This window comes from Mesorhizobium neociceri (assembly GCF_013520985.1).
GTDB classification, from domain to species: domain Bacteria; phylum Pseudomonadota; class Alphaproteobacteria; order Rhizobiales; family Rhizobiaceae; genus Mesorhizobium; species Mesorhizobium neociceri.
Genome location: NZ_JACDTY010000002.1, coordinates 55,945 through 73,599, shown reverse-complemented (window position 1 = coordinate 73,599; position 17,655 = coordinate 55,945). Strand labels below are relative to the sequence as shown.

Below are 17,655 nucleotides of genomic sequence, written 5' to 3'. Positions count from 1 at the left end.
TTTTCGGATAGGGTCGCAAAATCCGCCATGCTTCGGGCTCACACCACTGAATTACCTGGAAAAATCGCTGCGCACGATGCCGTGCCGCTGCAGCTTGTCGTAGAAGGTCTTGCGCGGGATGCCGAGCGCCTCGATCGTGCGCCGGACATCGCCGTCATTGCGGCCAAGTGTCTCGCGGATGACATCGGCCTCATAGCGTTCCAGGCGTTCCGGCAGCGAGCCGGCAGCATCCGATTCTGCCGAAGCGGAAGGCGGCACCTGACCCACTTCCTCCAGCCCGAGTACGAAACGCTCGGCGAAATGCGCCAGCTCCCGCACATTGCCCGGCCAGTCATGCTGGCTGAGATAGCGGTGCACCGAAGCAGGCACGGCAGGCATTTGACGGCGGAAGCGGGCGGCTGCACGCTCGGCGAAGTAGAAGAACAGCAGGGCGACGTCGTCGCGGCGTTCCCGCAGCGGCGGGATCGAGATCGTCACCACATTGAGCCGGTAATACAGATCCTCGCGGAAGGCGCCGCGCTGGTTGGGATCGCCGAGATCGACCTTGGCGGCGGCGACGACGCGCAGATCGACCGGCCGGATCTCGTTGGTGCCGAGCGGCGTCACCTCGCGCATCTCCAGCACCCTGAGCATTTGCACCTGGGTTGACGCCGGCATGCTTTCGATTTCGTCGAGGAACAGCGTGCCGCCGCTTGAATGCTCGATGCGGCCGATGCGCTTCTTCTGGGCGCCGGTGAAGGCGCCGGCCTCATGGCCGAACAATTCGCTTTCGATGACCGTGTCCGGCAGCGTGCCGCAATTCAGCGCCACGAAATTACCCCCAGCGCGGCGGCTCCAGCGATGCAGCAGGCTCGCCACCACCTCTTTGCCGGAGCCGGTCTCGCCGGTCACCAGCACATCGACATCGGTGTCGGCGATCTGTCTGAGCGTGCGGCGGAGCCGCTCCATCGCCGGCGTCTGGCCGATCAACGGCAGGCCGTCCTGCGCCTGTTCGGCACCTTCGCGCAAGGCGCGGTTCTCCATCACCAGCCGGCGCTTTTCCGCCGCCCGCGCCACACTTTGCGCCAGCCGGTCGGCGGCGAAGGGCTTGGTGATGAAGTCGTAGGCGCCGTCCTTGATTGCCTTGACCGCGACCGCGATGTCGCCATGCCCGGTGACCAGGATGACCGGAATGTCGGGATCGAGCTGCAAGACGCGGTCGAAGAGCTGCAGGCCGTCGACGCCGGGCATACGGATGTCGGACACCACCACGCCGGAGAAGTTGGCGTTGAGCCCGGCCAGCGCCTCAGCCGCAGTCGCAAAGGCCGACACCGAAAAGCCGGCCAGCTCCAGCGTCTGCCGCGTGGCTCTCAGCAATTCGCTGTCGTCGTCGATCAGGATAACCGATCCGGTGTCCATCATTGAGCCCTGGCGAGGTGAACGGTGAAGCGCGTGCCGTCTCCGCCGCTCGCCACCTCGATGCGTCCGCCATAGTCGGCGACGATGTCCTGCGAGATGACGAGGCCGAGCCCGAGGCCCTTTTCCTTCGACGTGTTGAACGGCGTGAACAGCGATTTGAGGACGGCGTCCGGAATGCCCGGTCCATTGTCGGCGACGACAAGCGCCACGCCGCCGGCGGTTTCCTCGGCTGATATCAGCACCTTGGCTCCGTCGCGGCCCTCCAGCGCTTCCAACGCGTTCTGGAACAGATTGATCAGCACCTGTTCCAGCCGCAGCCGGTTGCCCATCACCTTGAGCGTCGGCGGCGGGAGCGTGATATCGAGCGCCTCCAGCCGGCCGGCAAAACGGCTCCTGAGCAGCACGACCGCCCCCTCGATGACGCCGCGCAATTCGACCGGCTCGGCCGCAGTTCGGCCCTTGCGGGCAAAGGCTTTCAGCTCCTCGGTGATGCCGCCGATGCGCTCGGTAAGTGCTGCGATCGCGCCAAGGTTTTCCTCGGCCGGTCCGCTCTGCTTGCGCTCCAGGAACACGCGGGCATTGTCGGCATAGGCGCGGATGGTCGCGACCGGCTGGTTGATCTCATGCGCGACGCCGGCGGCAACCTGGCCGAGGGTGGCAAGACGGTTGGCCTGCACCAGCTCCTGCTGCATGACCTGCAGCTTGGCCTCGGTGCTGCGATGGTCGGTGATCTCGGCCTGCAGCCGGTCGCGTGCGAGGCTCAAATCATGCGTCCGTTCGACGACGCGGCGTTCCAGCTCGATGCGCGCCGCCTGTTCGGCGGCAATGCGCATTTGCGCCGACTGCCGGCGCCACAGGAGATAGCCGGCCAGCGCCAGCAGCGGCACCACGACGCCAAGCGCCAGCAGCCGCATCTCACGCACCGCGGCCGCGATAGGCGCTTCGGCTGGAACGAGATAGTCGAGCCGCCACGGCGTCGATTGGACCAATGTCGAAAGCCTGAGATATTCGGCATCGCTGCCGCCCGGCGTTATCGCATGCACCATCGACACGTCAGGGCTCAATGCCTCGGGGCGGGTGATGGGCAAGGGGATCAGCGGCGCGTTGCCGAATTGCTGGCTGCTCCGGATGGCGGCAGCCACCGGACCGGCCAGCGGCGCGGTGGTCATGAAGCGCCAGGACGGCACGCTGGTGATCAGAACGACGCCATGGTCGTCGCTGACATAGGCCGGGCGGTTGGCCTCGTGCCAGTCAGCTTCGAGCTGGTCGAACTCCATCTTGACGACGACGACGCCGAGCGGTGCAGCCGCATTGCCGACGCGCCGGGAAATGTAGAGGCCGGGGCGTTTGCTGGTGTTACCGAGCGCAAAATATTCGGCGGTTCCGGATTGCATGGCACCGGAGAAGTAGGCGCGGAAACCATAGTCATTGCCGACGAAGCTGGTAGCCTCGCGCCAGTTGCTGGAGGCGATCGCGAACCCGTCGACGCCGGTGACATAGAGCACCGAAGCCTTGGTGCCGGAAACCAACCCTTCGAGCTTGCGGTTGAGCACGTCGATCGCGACCGCGCCTTTGTTCTGCAGGGCGTCATGCACCTGCTGGTCCTCGGACAAGAGCAGCGGCAGCGCCCGCGGGCTTTCCAGCACGGCGCGCAGCAGCGCAACCTTCAGGTTGGCATCGGTGCGGCCTTGCGCCGCCAAAGTTGCGACCTCGGCCCGGCGCGCATACAGGCCGGCGCCGATGAGCGCCGTCGCCACGATCACGAGAGCGATCGCCGCAAACAGCAGCCAGGCGCGGCGAGCCCGCTTGCCGAGTTGCTCAGGCGTCGATGACAAGGCAGCGGCAGGGCGTTGCATCATCGCCCATTTGTGCATGATTTCGCACAAAGCACAATTCGCTCATGCGGATGTCCGCACTTGCGTTCGAGCGACACCAGCCTCGATCGATCGAAATAGTCAACAAAATCAAAGCGCACGACCTCGCCATGCAGTTTGGCACGGCAGTTGCACAAGATCCGTTCAGCAGTCGCGAGGCTGCGGAGGTCAAAACAACTGCCCCGGGAGGTCGAGCTTTCGATCGGGGCGCCATGGAGGACGTCATGCAGCCAGCATTCGCTGCCGCCGAACCGCGCGGCAAGGTACCTTTCTACCGGCATCTTTATGTGCAGGTGCTGACGGCGATCGCCGCCGGCGTCCTGCTTGGTCATTTCTATCCCGAACTCGGTGCTTCGCTGAAGCCGCTCGGCGATGCCTTCATCAAGCTGGTCAAGATGGTGATCGCGCCGGTCATCTTCCTCACAGTGACAACCGGCATTGCCGGCGTCTCCGACCTGAAAAAGGTCGGCCGCGTCGCCGGCAAGGCGATGATCTACTTCCTGGTGTTCTCGACCCTGGCACTGGTCGTCGGCCTGGTCGTCTCCAACGTCGTTCAGCCGGGTGCCGGCATGCACATCAATGCAGCGACGCTCGATCCCACCAAGGTCGCGACCTTCACCGAGAAGGCGCATGACACGACCATTGTCGGCTTCCTCTTGAACATCATCCCCGACACCATCACCGGCGCCTTTGCGCAGGGCGACATCCTGCAGGTGCTGTTCTTCTCAGTGCTGTTCGGCATCTCTCTCGCTTTGGTCGGCGATCGCGGCCGTCCGGTGGTCGACTTCCTGCAGGCGCTGACGTCGCCGATCTTCCGCCTCGTCGCCATCCTGATGAAGGCCGCCCCCATCGGTGCTTTCGGCGCCATGGCCTTCACCGTCGGCAAATACGGCATCGGCGCGATCGCCAACCTCGCCTTTCTGATCGGCACCTTCTACCTGACGTCGCTGCTCTTCGTGCTGGTCGTGCTCGGCGCAGTCGCCTGGTACAACGGCTTCTCGATCCTGGCGCTGATCCGCTACATCAAGGAAGAGCTGCTGCTGGTGCTTGGCACCTCGTCTTCGGAAGCAGCACTTCCCGGCCTGATGGCCAAGATGGAGCGCGCCGGCTGCAATCGTTCGGTGGTCGGCCTGGTCATCCCGACCGGCTATTCCTTCAACCTCGACGGCACCAACATCTACATGACGCTGGCAGCTCTGTTCATCGCCCAGGCGACCGACACGCCGCTCACCTATGGCGACCAGATCCTGCTGCTGCTCGTCGCCATGCTGAGCTCCAAGGGTGCCGCCGGCATCACCGGCGCCGGCTTCATCACGTTGGCCGCAACGCTCTCGGTGGTGCCTACGGTGCCGGTCGCCGGCATGGCGCTTATCCTCGGCGTCGACCGCTTCATGTCGGAGTGCCGGGCGCTGACCAACTTCGTCGGCAATGCAGTGGCGACCATTGTGGTGGCGCGCTGGGAAGGTGAACTCGACCAGACAAAGTTCGCCGCCGCCATGGCCGGCACATTGTCCGAGGAAGCCGACCTGGCGCTGTCGGGCGATCTGCAGCCCGCCTGATCTCCCAAGTCGTTCGACCTCAGGCCGCAGCCGGTTCGCCGGCTGCGGCTTTGTTTCTTTAGCAGCGGTGCCCGGCGCGGCTGGTACAGGCGACGCCTTCCCGGCTAGGGTGCGGGTGTTTCTCGAAACCTGAAAGGCCCGTGCATGAGCAACGCGTTTCCCGAGATCTACCTGGTCCGTCACGGCGAGACCGAATGGAGCGCTTCGGGAAAACACACCGGCCGCACGGACATACCGTTGACACCAAAGGGCGAGGCGGCCGCGCGCGGCGTGGCCGACCGGCTCAAGGGCCTGTCCTTCAAGGCTGTATGGTCAAGCCCGTCGCAGCGGGCCTTCAACACCTGTACGCTGGCCGGCTTCGGCGCTTCCGCCGTCAAGAAGGATGATTTGCAGGAATGGGACTATGGCGCTTATGAGGGCGTGAAGACAAAAGAAATTCTGGGTGAGCGTCCCGGCTGGCAATTGTTTCGCGACGGCTGCCCCGGCGGCGAGGCCGCGGCGGATGTCGGCGCCAGGGCCGATACGATCATCGCCGGGCTGCGCGCCATTGAAGGCAGCGTGCTGGTGTTTTCGAGTTCGCATTTCCTGCGCGTGCTGGCCGCACGCTGGCTCGGCCTGCCGCCTGAGGGTGGCGCGCACTTCGTACTCGACACCGCCAGTATCAGCATCCTCGGCTACGAGCACGATTTGACCGAGCCCGTCATCCGCAAATGGAACCAGAAATAGTCGTCCCTACACTTTCTCGCGGAAGCGCCAGGCCCTCTCATCCGGCCGCTTCGCGGCCACCTTCTCCCCGCTGGGGAGAAGAGGCGAGCACCGACGCCGGCGACCTCCTCTCCCCTCGGGGAGAGGTCGGATTGTCCCGAATTGCCCTTTGCAATTCGGTTGGCAATCCGGGTGAGGGGGCTACCGCAGTCCCGAATTTGCAAGCAACGCCAACTCCTCTGCCGTCAGATGCCGCGCCTGACCCTTGGCGAGTTCGCCGAGCAGCAGACCGCCGATCGCCACCCGAACCAGCCTCAGCACCTCGATATCGAAGGCACCGAGCAGGCGGCGAATCTGGCGGTTGCGGCCCTCATCGAGCACGATCTCCAGCCACGCGGTGCGGCCGCCGCTGCGCAGCACGTCGATCGAGCTTGCGGTCAGCAGTTCGCCATCGACGGCCACGCCTTCACGAAACCGCGCCAGCATCGCCTCGTCGGGCACGGCCCCTATCTGCACGTGATAGGTCTTGTCGACATGCGACGCCGGATCGAGCAGGCCATTCGCCCAGCGCGTGTCGTTGGTCATCAGCAATAGGCCTTCGCTGGCCTTGTCGAGGCGGCCGACCGGCGACACGAAAGGCAGGTCGAGCCCGATGAGGCAGTCATAGACGGTGCCGCGCCCCTGCGGGTCGTCGCGGGTGGTGACCAGCCCGCGCGGCTTGTTGACCATCAGATATATCTTTGCCCCGGCAACAACGTGCTCGCCGTCGACGGTGATGCGGTCGCGGCTGAGATCGACGCGGAGCGACGGATCGCGCACCACCTTGCCGCCGACCCGCACGCGCCCCTCGGCGATCAGCAGTTCGGCCTGCTTGCGCGAGCACAGGCCGAGCTTGGAAAGCGCCCGGTTCAGGCTGACGCCTGCTCCCGGGGCCGGTTGTCGGGTAATATTGGGCGGCTGCGCCATAATCCTGTTTTGCGTCAAAATGAGCGGCAGCGACAGATGCCACGCGGCGCGATGGTGGCGCAACATGCCATAGTGCAAACATCGGGTTTGCCGGGGGCGAAAGGTCCAGAGCTGTTCTCGGCAGAAGCCGAGTTCTCCAGCTCAGGGGCGCCGGGCTCAGCGCCGGCCATGGAACGCGGCCTCGCGAAAGACGTTGTTGCTGACGAGCGATCCGTCGCGAAGAGCATTGGTATGAAGAAAATCTACGAAAAACCGACACTCGTGAAGCGAGGAAGGCTCACCAGCGCGACAGCCCAGATTGTCGCTTCCGGGGTCATTTTGGGTGAATAATCCGCGGATGACAGATGGATAAACAGATGAGCGATCGCGACGTTGATTTTCTGCAAGGCTGGATACACGAGCACCTGCCGGGCGAACTGACTGCCGACAAGGCAACGGCTCGAACCCTCAGCACGCGGGCTGCGCTGCGGCACTGCGACCTCGACGTCAGCGAGATCGAAGAGGAGTTCGGTTCGCTGGAACAGGTGATTTTCGAGGCACTCGATCAGCACGGTATCTGAACGCATCGCAGGCGCATATCGGCCCATCGCCTTCTCGGCGGTGGGCTTTTATGATTGCAGCCTTGCGTTGCGGGCCTTGCCGGGGCGGTTAGTGCACAGCCCTATGCGGCCCGCACCGATTGCGCTGCCCGCGCCGGCGGCAGTTCGAACACCGTGGCGCCGTTCTCCTGGCCGCTTTCGACATAACCGATGACGCGGAACCATTTGGCGACGTCGGCCCGCTGTAGCCAACTGCGCGAGCGGATCGGAAGGTTGCCGGCGAGTGCCTGGATATGGAGGATGTGGCGCCTGCAGAAACGGACCGTTACGGCGTTGAAAAACCCCTCCTGCGCGGCAAACAGCGTGTCGGCGGCGTCGCTGCTCTCATGCCAGGCGATGATCGCCACCGTCTTGTCGCCCTCGACCAGCGCGTGGGCGCGGCCTTCCTTCAAATTCATCATCAGATTGTCGTAGGCCACCTTGCTATCCTTGCCGGCGGCCACATACTCGTCCGACATCCGCGTGGACAAATCCCGGAAAACACCTTCGAGATCGCCGATCGTAGCTGCGCGTGCTCGCATTTCTCCTCCTGCAGCCCCGCAGTCAGTTTGCCCTAGGAAGAGGGGTTCTCCAAGCAATCTAAATCCGCGATCTGGGCTATGCGCGCAAAATGATTTCGGCCGGCGGAGTTTTGCGCGTTGGCAGATCGTGCCCGTGGAACCGAACTGGCTCTGCCGAATTGACTTGCGGACGCGTTCGGAGGGAAAGCATGCAAGACCAGCGTTTCGAAGAGCCGGTCCGCGTCGCGCTCGGCAGGTCCAGAAACACGATCTACAAGGTGGAGCGTGTCGCGCAGGCCGCCGACATCCTCATGAACCGCTGGCCCGCGAAGACAGGCCGCTATCACGTCGCCGCCCGCAAAGCCTGCCTTGGCGTTCTTGAAGGCCTGAAAGAGGCGCATTATGCCCGCGCGGCCTTCGTCAATGCGGCGATCGAGGCCGATATTCTGGTTGAGCGTGACGCCTAGCCCGCTGCTTTTCATCGCTGCGTCGTTTGCCGTATCGTAGATGGACAGTCCGGGCAGGAGCCTTTTATGTGCAACGACTACGAGCAGCATATTCTCTGGGCTGAATATTGCCGGATGCTGGAGTCGCTGGCCCTCGAGATCCCGACCCACCAGACTGAACTTGACCTGCCGCAGGCGGACGACATCCACATCAATGATCCGGCCCCGATCATGCGCGCCGCCGGCGACGCCGGCGTTGTTGAACTGGCTTCGATGACGTTCGGATTTCCACCGGCCGGACCAAAAGGCGGACCGGTGTTCAACTTCCGCTCCGAAGGTCGGCAATTCGCCGGCAGCAAACGCTGCCTCGTTCCTGCATCCGCCTTCTTCGAATTCACGGGCACGAAGTACCCGAAGGCCAAGCATCGCTTCACCCTGAACGGCTCTCCGTTCATGGCCATCGCCGGGCTTTGGCGTGAAGCCGTCGGCAACAAGCCGCCCAGCTTCACCATGCTGACGACCGAGCCTGGACCGGATATCGCGCCCTATCACAATCGGCAGGTCGTGGTGCTTCAGCCTGAGGATTGGTCCGCCTGGCTCAATCTGACGAAGCCGGAAGCCGAACTGTTACAGCCACTTCCGATCGGTTCGCTGGGCGTGGAGACCGTGCGCCCCGAAAGTTCATAGTTCGGTTGCGAGGTCTACAGCGAATTTCTCGCCGACTGTGCGAATTTGGCGTTGCCATTGTCAGCGCTATCGCCGGTGTTGGACTTGTTTTGTGGTGCTGGTGGCGTACTCCTCGGCCCTCAGGGGCTAGGCGACTGATCCCCATGCTTCACGAGATAAATGCGGCTAGGCTGAGGGTATTAGCTCTACTGGACATTAGCAACCGTTTGATATAAAGGCGCTTTTATCGATTTGGTTGTGGGTTCGTTCACGTGTTTGTCGACCCACCGTGTCAAGCGCTTTATTTGCGCTCGTTGCCTTACCAACCCGCCAAGATCACGGCTAAATCAGTTTGCTAATCGATGCGTCGCTGATACCGTTTGCGCACATTTAGTGATTGGGCAATATCCGCACGCTAAATACGTTTTAGTTAGTTCCGACGAAACAACACGCAACGCGCATCCTCCCGTGCGATCGGAGAAGCTATGACCGTCACAATCGACCTCGCCCAGATTTTGGGCGTAATCGCTAGCATCATCGCGATCATCGGCGGCATTGTCGCGTTCGCCCGCTTTATCAAATGGTGGTGGAAACGCCCGCTGGACTCGGCAGAATGAAGCTGTCGAACGTCCAACTTCTCAGTGTCTTCAGCCATGATGCTGTGGGTTGCGCGAGCGAAGCTCGAACTCCGGTGTGAAGGCTAGTCGGCGAGATCCGCAAGGATGCGTTGTTCGGGCAGATGTGGCCTAGTCGCGCCGGCCCTACCTTCATGCCAATCAGTTTTTTGCGCCTCAAGCAAGACAGCCCGTGGGACAAGCTAGCGGCGCGCGAGCCGCTGGCGCCGCTGATCATCCAACCAGCGTTAAGTCGTTGACCTGATCGCCCGATCCAAATCCAAAATTGCCTGAGCAACCTTTGTCATAGCAGGTGCGCTCATCGCGCGAACTGTTGCCTCATAGCTTCCGTCCCGAGCGTCTGTCACTTTGCTTAACGCCTTGTGGATGCCTTCATATAGAACGCTCAGTTCTGGGAATTGGGTAAAATCTCCCGGTGCTATGCCGAGCATAATTTTCGCCGCCAAAAGCAACCGATCTCTAGTGCTGCCGCCACCAGCCAAAATGTCAGTAGCTTCGCCGACAACTCCAGAGGCGTGGGAAAGGCGGATATTCATATTGGCTCCCTCCGTATTTTTTCGGTCTCTGACAAGTTATCGACTAAACACGTCGAAATCGGTTTCAGCTCTACCCATCGACTGGGTACTACGATCTCGATTCGCACCTCCCTTCGGAATGCGAACATGGACGGTGAACTTCACTCTGCTGGTGTTCGATGCAGATTTTGATGACCCATCATCGACTTCAATAGTCGAAACGCGGACGCTGTTCCCGCCTTCTCGGCTTTCCGCGATCACAGATACATCAAAATCTACAAGGGTGAAAAAGCCGCTTGTCCCACCGCTGATCAAGTTTCCTTGGCCTGCGAGATAGCCATCCGCGCCCACATTATCGCCGCCAGGCCGCTGCTGAGCCTCTTTGATTCCATCTAAGATTTGAGAGAGGCTTTCAGTAACGAAGGATTTCAAATCCACGGTCAACCTCCTAGCAGCGCCGCTAGTCCCGCGAGGAAAGGCGCGATTACAGTTACATGGTTTGCTGCTGCAGCGATGAAGTTCTGATAGGCCTTTAGGTAAGAATTCCGATCACCGCTCGCGGCCTCCATGGTGCTGACTAATGCTAAAAGCGCTGTGCGATCCGCCTCGTTCGATACTCCACTCTCGATCGCTGTTCGGACATTGCCAAACACACTGTGGTCAACAACAACGTTATGGGAGTTGTCGCTTGAGTTCACATTCACCCGTGAGTTCGAGCCGGTCACGTGAATGGTGTAATTGCCGCCAGTGCCCTGGGGGAGCATCCCTTTTCGACGAATTTTCACCTGATAGTGCGCCGGAATGCGGCCATGAGATTGATAAAAAATTGGATCTAGAACTTCAAACGTTTCTTCCGCACCGCTTGGGATTAGTCGCCGAATTTCGTCACCTGCAAAAATACTAACTGACTGATCAGGAATCACGATCGGGTCGCCCATTATGGCTTTTGTTGTGTGGCGGACGTCGCCATCCTTTCCTATGATCGTGATCTCAGATTTTGGGACATTTTTGAACATCCGATTGCCTCCATCAGCTCGAATTCTTGAGCTTGTGCCACGTCAAAGCAATCGATTTCTTTCAGGCGCGCACTCACACCGCAGCTGTGATCCACTGGCCGTTGGCATGCGCCCCGCGAAGATCGGAGTCGTTTGAATCTGTTAAAAAAAATGGTGCCCAGAGGCGGAATCCAAGTGAAGGAAATCTAACTTTATTTTCAAACAACTACGGCCACGCTGTGGTGAGGACTACCAACGGAAATACCAACAAAATATTTCTGTGGATGGGTTCGATTCCCGATGACTCTCGAAGCATCCATATGTCGTGCCCCTCGGCATGTTGGCAGCACTGGTCGCCGTGCTCTCTAGCATTGGCCAGGCTGATCAGCGTGCGATCTGGCAGGCTGATCAGGGATCATCGCTCATTTGGCCGATCCTTTCCAGATGGGATCGATGCCAACCTTCCAATGGGCTTCATCTGAGCGCGTGACGCTTTATGCTCGATTGAGGCTCGGTAATTGCAACAACGAAAAACTGGATCAGCAACCAGTGAGTCAGATGGAAAAGCGGGGCTTCACGCGGCGGTGCGCAATAATACCCGGAATTCCGCCGCTCACCACAGGGACAAGGCTCGGTGCTCCTTCCATTCGCGGCTTGACCGCGCGTAAAGCTGGACGTCGTCGCTCGACAGGAGCCGCGGCCATGCCTAAACCCTGACCCTCGGATCGCTGGTCCATCGTCCCAGTTGCCAGGGTGGCCGAGCTTCACATTATCCGCAACTTTGGCAGTCGCGGGCAACAAGGGGGCGTGAACCGTTAAAAGGGCACGGCGACAAGTCACACCCGTGACAACCAAGTGGACATTTGTGGATGCGCTGTTGCCCTTTGCTTCCACTGTGCATAGAAGCACTATGCTGCGGGCTATACGGGGTCGGGTAGTAGGGCGTGGGTTCTAAATTCGAAAAACTAAATAGGTTGCGCGAGTCTCTGCGCGAGTCCAACCATGATTTTCGTGCGAGTACCCAGCTTTTCAGTAGCTTAGACGTCGCAAAGATTGATCGCGATATGGATCTCGCTGGTCGCGGGAAGGAACGTGGCGAGGCGAACCAGCCGCCAAAGACCGCCAAGAATCTCGATGATGTCGAACATGCCATCATCGAACGAGTCGAGGACGAGAAGAAGGCTTCCTATCATACTCTCGAGGACAGTTTGCAGCTTCTCGGCGGGCGCCTCGCCGGCCTGGATTTCGAAGAACAGTTCGGTCTGATCCGCCAGGCGAACGCAGCGAGCGTGTCGGACTTCAAGGCTTCTGTAGCCGTCGGTCTGGACGAACTCCACGGACTGAGAAGGGCTCTCAACGACGCAGAGAAAGAGCACGCTTGGTTTAAGGGAAAGCACGGATTGGTTCGTGCCGCGCGGGTTCAGCACGGGGCGGCTCACGTCTTTAGGCTCTCGCTATTGCTGTTTCTGTTTCTTATCGAGACCGCAATGAACGGCAGTTTCCTTGCCAAGGGTAACGAGCAGGGTCTGTTTGGCGGTATTCTCGAGGCCGCGGCATTCTCCTTCATCAACATCGGCGCTGCCTTGCTACTGTCGGTTTTCTGCGCTCGCCTGGTCACCCACCGGGCGGTGCTAGGAAAGCTGGTGGGGATAGTATCGATCATTTTTTACGTCGCCCTGGCCGTCACCATAAACCTCGCATTGGCGCACTATCGAGAGGTGAGTGGCTCGCTCGCGGATGGTGCCGGCACAGAGGTCATTCGCAATATGATCGCGAATCCAGCGGGCCTCACAGACGTGAAGTCATGGTTGCTCTTCGCCATCGGCCTCATGTTCTCGATTTTCGCGTTTATCGACGGCTGGTTCGTGTTCGATCCTTATCCCGGGTACGCCGGCGTCGAAAATCGGCTGGTCGCCAGGCGCGAGGACTATATCGATCGCAAGAAGGAACTGATTGAGGAGCTTCAAGACGTTCGCGACGACCACAACGAAAAGGTTGAGGAGATCGTCAAGGAACTTGGCAGCCGCCGTAGGGAGCACCGCGCGATTGTCGATCATCGCTCGAGGCTTCTAGCGCTTTTTGCGCAGCATCAGGACCAGTTGGAGCGAGCCTGTAACCAACTTCTATCAAAGTACAGGGAGGCAAATATCCAGGCCAGGACCGAGCCTGCCCCCAAGCATTTCGGGGCGGCTTACAAACTCGACCGCATAAAACCGCATATTTCGGGTGACGGGGAGTGGAGCGAGGGTGACGTCGGCGCATCGATCCGCGGGGCGCAGGACGAGCTCAACGCTCAGGTCCGCCTCATCGGTCAGGAATGCGAGCGGGGGATTGAGCAGTACCGCGACCTCGACAAGCTCCATCCGGACAACGTGAATGGCTAGGCGGTCTCGCAGACGCAAGACGGGCCAAGCAGGCACGATCTTCGCGGCTGTCGTCCTTGGCATCCTGTCCATCGCGATGTTGGGTGGCTTTGCCTGGATGTGGTCAAGATCGGGTAAGGGTCAGATCGACGCCAGCACGAATTGCCCGTTGGGCGGGCCAACCAGTCTTACGGCGGTTCTCATCGACGCCACGGATCCGATTTCGGCAACGACGATGACCGATCTGAAGAATGAGTTCCGCAAAACCATCGGAAAGGTAGAGTCCGGCGGCTATGTGAGGATTTACACTCTGAACTCTGCCCCCGGCGACCTGACAGTGATGTTCGATGGATGCAATCCGGGCGATGGGTCAACGGTGGACAGTTGGACGAACAATCCGGCGCGACGCCAGAAGAAGTGGGAGGACGCCTTTGGTGATCCTTTGAGCAAACTCCCTGACCAAATTCCGAATGGTGACTCAGCAAGCCAGTCTCCAATCATGGCCGGCATCCAGAAGATCAAACTGTCGCTCTTCGATAGCGGCCTCGCCAAACAGGACAGTGCAAAGCGGTTGGTGGTTGCGTCAGACATGATCGAGCATACGGCGCTTTATTCGCAGTATCGATCGGGGCTCGACTACCAGAAGTACCTCGCAAGCGCTGCCGATCGGACCTATGGCACCTCGCTCGACGGGGTGAGCGTCACAATTCTCTACATCGACCGGGCAAAGAAGCCATTCAAGTCGCTCGACCATGCCGAGTTCTGGACTCAATGGGTCCAGAACCATCACGGAGAATTCGAGAAGTTGGTTGGCTTAGAGGGGTTAAACTGATGGCCAGGAAGCGCGACAATGCCCTGTTGGGCCATCCGGGCTTTCCGCTCGTTGTATTTGCGGCGCTGACCTTTGGCGGCTGCATCTTCATCGCCATTGCCAAGCTGTCGGGTGTGAACCCAATAGTGGGGTCGGGCATACCGGTTTGCCTGATGTTCTTCTATTTGGGTGTATCGGTCTTCACGGGGAAGCTTAGGCTGCACGACGAGCAGACCGGCGACAACCTCTATTACATGGGCTTCCTGTTCACTCTAACGAGCCTCGGGGTCTCGCTGTTTCAGTTTGGCTCGGAAGGCTCGACCGAGACCATCGTCAGGAACTTCGGTATCGCTGTTACGTCGACGATCACCGGCATTGCGCTCAGAATTTTCTACAATCAGATGCGACGCGATCCTGCCGATATTGAGCGAACGGCAAGGCACGAACTCGCAGATATGACGCGGCGGGTCAGAGCCGAGATGGAAAGCGTGACCAGGGAATTTGCCGACTTTCGTCGCGTCAGCCACCAGATGCTGGAAGAAGGCTTCGCGGAGATTGCCGTTCAGGCCGAGCGGAACGGCGAGCATATTAGATCCGCCCTCGACAAGATTGCGATGGAATCCATCAAACCGGTCCAGGAGGCGTCAGGCAAACTGAGCGATGCGCTCAAGGACAACTTCGGTCAGGTCGAAAGTCAATTCTCGTCAATCGCGCAGCGTGTCGAGGCGGCCGCCGATTTGCTCGACAAGGCCAACGGCTCGATGTCCTCGTCGGTGAGCAAGCTTGGTGCGCAAGCCGACAGCGTAGCCATGAAACTAGAGAAGGTTGTCGTCCCGGACGAGGTGCTGAAGAACGACCTGGCGCCAATGGTGAAGCTTCTGGGCAGCGCTGTTGCGCAGTATGCGGTGAAGACTGAGAGCGCCTCCCAGGAACAGCAAGCGCGTATGACAGCTCTGGCTGATGCAGTCGCCAAGGTGGCGAGTGGCGTGGAGCGGGCGGCAGCCGCGGCAGAGAAGACCGCAGAGACTGTTCAGGCGGGGCAGCGATTGACCGAGGCGCTTGCGGCGGTAGTGCAGAAGCAAAGTACGGACACCAGTGAACTCGTTGCAACGCTGGCGGAAAAGAGTCTTCAGGTCTCGCGCCCGAACCACTCCGCCAACGGCCCAATAGCAATCGACCCAACGCCTCCGGTGATGCCTCCCGCCAGTGTCGGCGAAGAGGCGCCAATCAAGATTTCCGACACCCCGCACGACGATTCCTTCGAAACTTTGAGCGGCACGCCCCAGACAGAGAAGGTTGAATCCCCGAGGAGATCCGGTTGGTGGGGCAGGTGAGCGACGGCGGAACATCAGTCGCTTTCGAGCGCAAGGGCTATGGCCGCGGGCTGATCCTTGGCTTGACGATGGCCGAGACAATGCTGCTTTTGGTGTTCTGCCTTCTGTTGGCAGCCGGCGCCATCATACACAAGAAGGAGCAAGAGGCTGCGGAGGCGCAAAAGATTGTCCAATCCGTCGAGGAGAAGGTTCGCAAGCTCGACGACGAAAACAAGCGGCTGCTTGCCCAGCTGAACGCATTGATCAAACCGGCGACGGGAGGCAATGTGCCCGACCAGGAATGGCGTGAATTGGTCCTGGCCAAAGAGGCCGTGGAAACGATCAAAAAGGCAGGCCTTACGGTCCAAGAAGTGGCCAAAAACGCCCGGGTCACCAAAATCCTTACAGACAATCACGTCGACCCCGCGCAAGCCAACGTGATGATCGAGCATATGAAAGTGCTGAAGGAGTTTGGCTATGTCGGCGCTGGCAAGACATCGAATGACCTTTCGGAAGCGCTGAAGAAAGCCGAACAGCCTGTCATGGCTGCAAAACCACACGATTGGCCGCCGATCATCAGTCTTAGCGAACTCGATGGCTATAACTTTGATACAGGAAGCGCGGAGCTTTCCGGTCGGTTCAAAACGAAGCTGCGCGATCTCTCGAAGACGATTGCGGGCATTGCAACATCATACGGTGTCGACGTGATCGAAGTGATCGGTCACACGGACGAGCAGGCAATGTCCGGCGAGTCATCGAATATGGACAAGGGGCTGCAGTCGGTTTTGGCCGGCAAAATTGAGGTTGGTTCCCTTCGCCCCGCCGACAATGCGGGCCTTGGACTTGCGCGTGCGATTTCGGTTACCCGTGTACTCAGCGAGATGCACGACCTGGATGGTTTCACGATCCTGCCGATGTCGGGGGGGCAGTTGATCCTGCCTGGGGACCATCTGACGAACGGAGCGCAGACTGGTAACGTGAAGGCAAGACGGCGAATTGAAATTAGGGTGAGACAGCGTTCCCACGAAACGGACCTCGCGCCGGCTCAGGGATCGAAGTCATGAGTGGGAAAGAATGGTTGTGACCTAGCGTTCACAGCAATCAGATGGGGGCTCAGGGGGATGGGTTTTTACCTTCGCAAATCGGTCAGCGCAGGACCGTTCCGGTTCAACTTTTCATCGGGCGGCGTTGGCGTCTCCGTCGGCGTGAAGGGCCTTCGGATCGGGACAGGGCCACGGGGCCATTACATTCATGCCGGCGTTGGCGGTCTCTATTATCGCGGCACGCTCGGAAAGGCCGGCGCAAAAAACATCGCTCGACAGCCGGCGCCTCAAACGCCGCAGATACAGCCGCAACCGTCAGCGCCGGAATACGTCGCCGATGGTGTCATGATGAGGGAGATCGAGTCCGGCGACGTGATGGACATGCGCGATGAGACCTCTTCCGATGTGCTGGACGAAATCAATGCCAGGCAGTCCCAAAGGCGGCTCTCCGTGATACTGGCAGTCTTATTCGGCATCGTAGGCTTCCTCGTCGGCAAAGCGATCGGAGGTGTAGGGCCGGTGCTGGGGACAGGTGCCTTTCTACCGGGCATGCTGATAGGCAAATGGTTTGACGGCTATCGCCGGGTGAGCGTGCTTTTCTATGATCTGGAACAAGACGCCGAGGCTGCCTATGGTAGGCTGGTGGCCGCTTTCGAGACGCTCACCGGTTGCGCCGGAAGGTGGCATGTGGCGGCAGGGGGCAAGATCGAGGATCTGACGACTTGGAAGCGCAACGCCGGCGCTAGCATGCTGGTCGATAAAAAGCCGACGACACTTGCAAGCACCTTACCGATCGTTGTTCGCAGCAATGTCACGCCGCCTTCAATTCACGTTGGCCGACAAGTGCTCTATTTCATGCCGGACCTTGTCCTTATAAAGGACGGAAACCGGTACGGCGCGGTCGGCTATGGCGACCTTCGAACCCAATTTGCACCGAGCAATTTCATCGAGACCGGCCAAGTTCCGTCCGATGCTCAGGTCGTAGGACATACTTGGGCACATCCAAACAAAAGCGGCGGCCCCGACAGGCGGTTCAAAAACAATCGGCAGATTCCGATCTGCCGATATGAGGCATTGCGTCTGTCTAGCGCGAGCGGGCTGAATGAACTCGTTGAATTCTCGAAAACGAATGTCAGTCAGCCATTTTGCCAGGCTATATTAGCATTGGCCCAAGTGCATGGCGCAGCCCGAACGTCGTCGCCTTCGGCGGGGCAGCGGAGCCTGACGGCTGGTTTCTAAACGAGCGAAGCTGGCCCGATCCGCGCCC

General features: G+C 60.1%; 19 protein-coding genes. 12 read left to right on the top strand and 7 right to left on the bottom strand.

All coding sequences use genetic code 11. The features are described 5' to 3' along the window. Nucleotides 1-51: 51 nt before the first annotated feature. Entirely contained in the window at nucleotides 52-1,398 is a 1,347-nt protein-coding gene (locus H0241_RS04470; RefSeq protein WP_407941713.1) for a sigma-54-dependent transcriptional regulator, read from the bottom strand. Beyond that, nucleotides 1,398-3,257, bottom strand: a complete 1,860-nt coding sequence (locus tag H0241_RS04465; RefSeq protein ID WP_181056216.1) for a sensor histidine kinase — start codon at nucleotides 3,255-3,257, stop codon at nucleotides 1,398-1,400. The genes H0241_RS04470 and H0241_RS04465 overlap by 1 nt, the downstream gene beginning before the upstream one ends. Before the next feature lie 239 nt (nucleotides 3,258-3,496). Between H0241_RS04465 and H0241_RS04460 the strand changes: the two genes are divergently transcribed. Together H0241_RS04460 and H0241_RS04455 are read left to right on the top strand one after the other, a co-directional pair. Continuing rightward, nucleotides 3,497-4,831: a dicarboxylate/amino acid:cation symporter gene (locus tag H0241_RS04460; protein ID WP_235983996.1), complete on the top strand. Its 1,335-nt coding sequence runs from the start codon at nucleotides 3,497-3,499 to the stop codon at nucleotides 4,829-4,831. A 144-nt stretch (nucleotides 4,832-4,975) separates the two neighbouring features. Beyond that, nucleotides 4,976-5,557: a histidine phosphatase family protein gene (locus H0241_RS04455; protein ID WP_181056214.1), complete on the top strand. Its 582-nt coding sequence runs from the start codon at nucleotides 4,976-4,978 to the stop codon at nucleotides 5,555-5,557. A 180-nt stretch (nucleotides 5,558-5,737) separates the two neighbouring features. Here H0241_RS04455 and H0241_RS04450 read toward each other — a convergent pair whose 3' ends face one another. Further along, on the bottom strand, nucleotides 5,738-6,502 hold the full coding sequence (locus H0241_RS04450) for a pseudouridine synthase (protein WP_181056213.1): 765 nt from the start codon (nucleotides 6,500-6,502) through the stop codon (nucleotides 5,738-5,740). 36 nt (nucleotides 6,503-6,538) lie between these two features. Here H0241_RS04450 and H0241_RS35565 point away from each other — a divergent pair, with 36 nt between their 5' ends. Then, nucleotides 6,539-6,832 carry a hypothetical protein gene (locus H0241_RS35565; RefSeq protein WP_181056878.1) on the top strand — a complete coding sequence of 98 codons (294 nt, stop codon included), beginning with the start codon at nucleotides 6,539-6,541 and terminating at the stop codon, nucleotides 6,830-6,832. 26 nt (nucleotides 6,833-6,858) lie between these two features. Then, nucleotides 6,859-7,062, top strand: coding sequence for a DUF768 domain-containing protein (locus H0241_RS04440; RefSeq protein ID WP_181056212.1), 204 nt, complete (start codon nucleotides 6,859-6,861; stop codon nucleotides 7,060-7,062). Nucleotides 7,063-7,163: 101 nt separating this feature from the next. Here the strand turns inward: H0241_RS04440 and H0241_RS04435 are convergent, their stop codons facing one another. After that, entirely contained in the window at nucleotides 7,164-7,622 is a 459-nt protein-coding gene (locus H0241_RS04435) for a hypothetical protein (RefSeq protein ID WP_181056211.1), read from the bottom strand. 188 nt (nucleotides 7,623-7,810) lie between these two features. Between H0241_RS04435 and H0241_RS04430 the strand changes: the two genes are divergently transcribed. From H0241_RS04430 to H0241_RS36115, 3 genes are all read left to right on the top strand, one after another. Next, complete coding sequence (locus tag H0241_RS04430) at nucleotides 7,811-8,068, top strand: DUF982 domain-containing protein (protein WP_181056210.1); 258 nt, start codon at nucleotides 7,811-7,813, stop codon at nucleotides 8,066-8,068. Between the two features lie 66 nt (nucleotides 8,069-8,134). Then, nucleotides 8,135-8,734: an SOS response-associated peptidase gene (locus tag H0241_RS04425; RefSeq protein ID WP_181056209.1), complete on the top strand. Its 600-nt coding sequence runs from the start codon at nucleotides 8,135-8,137 to the stop codon at nucleotides 8,732-8,734. Nucleotides 8,735-9,198: 464 nt separating this feature from the next. Continuing rightward, the gene (locus tag H0241_RS36115) at nucleotides 9,199-9,330 is read left to right on the top strand and encodes a hypothetical protein (RefSeq protein WP_268926404.1); all 132 of its coding nucleotides are present in this window, start codon (nucleotides 9,199-9,201) and stop codon (nucleotides 9,328-9,330) included. 245 nt (nucleotides 9,331-9,575) lie between these two features. On the opposite strand, the gene H0241_RS04420 is transcribed toward H0241_RS36115, so the two are convergent. The 3 genes from H0241_RS04420 to H0241_RS04410 are packed head-to-tail and all read right to left on the bottom strand — an operon-like array spanning nucleotide 9,576 to nucleotide 10,879. After that, entirely contained in the window at nucleotides 9,576-9,884 is a 309-nt protein-coding gene (locus H0241_RS04420) for a hypothetical protein (RefSeq protein WP_181056208.1), read from the bottom strand. Between the two features lie 36 nt (nucleotides 9,885-9,920). Next, entirely contained in the window at nucleotides 9,921-10,301 is a 381-nt protein-coding gene (locus H0241_RS04415; protein ID WP_181056207.1) for a hypothetical protein, read from the bottom strand. A gap of 2 nt (nucleotides 10,302-10,303) precedes the next feature. Then, a complete protein-coding gene (locus H0241_RS04410) occupies nucleotides 10,304-10,879 on the bottom strand; it encodes a hypothetical protein (RefSeq protein ID WP_181056206.1) in 576 nt (191 codons plus the stop codon). 923 nt (nucleotides 10,880-11,802) lie between these two features. Between H0241_RS04410 and H0241_RS04405 the strand changes: the two genes are divergently transcribed. From H0241_RS04405 to H0241_RS04385, 5 genes are read left to right on the top strand one after another with little or no spacing between them, the layout of a single operon-like run. Then, entirely contained in the window at nucleotides 11,803-13,242 is a 1,440-nt protein-coding gene (locus H0241_RS04405) for a coiled-coil domain-containing protein (protein ID WP_181056205.1), read from the top strand. Continuing rightward, nucleotides 13,235-14,053, top strand: a complete 819-nt coding sequence (locus H0241_RS04400) for a hypothetical protein (RefSeq protein WP_181056204.1) — start codon at nucleotides 13,235-13,237, stop codon at nucleotides 14,051-14,053. The genes H0241_RS04405 and H0241_RS04400 overlap by 8 nt, the downstream gene beginning before the upstream one ends. Further along, nucleotides 14,053-15,366 (top strand): hypothetical protein, encoded by a 1,314-nt coding sequence (locus tag H0241_RS04395; protein WP_181056203.1) that lies wholly within the window; start codon nucleotides 14,053-14,055, stop codon nucleotides 15,364-15,366. Before H0241_RS04400 ends, H0241_RS04395 begins: the two co-directional genes overlap by 1 nt. Further along, on the top strand, nucleotides 15,354-16,409 hold the full coding sequence (locus H0241_RS04390) for a hypothetical protein (RefSeq protein ID WP_328824638.1): 1,056 nt from the start codon (nucleotides 15,354-15,356) through the stop codon (nucleotides 16,407-16,409). Before H0241_RS04395 ends, H0241_RS04390 begins: the two co-directional genes overlap by 13 nt. Before the next feature lie 57 nt (nucleotides 16,410-16,466). After that, a complete protein-coding gene (locus H0241_RS04385) occupies nucleotides 16,467-17,627 on the top strand; it encodes a DUF4236 domain-containing protein (protein ID WP_181056202.1) in 1,161 nt (386 codons plus the stop codon). Nucleotides 17,628-17,655 lie beyond the last annotated feature (28 nt).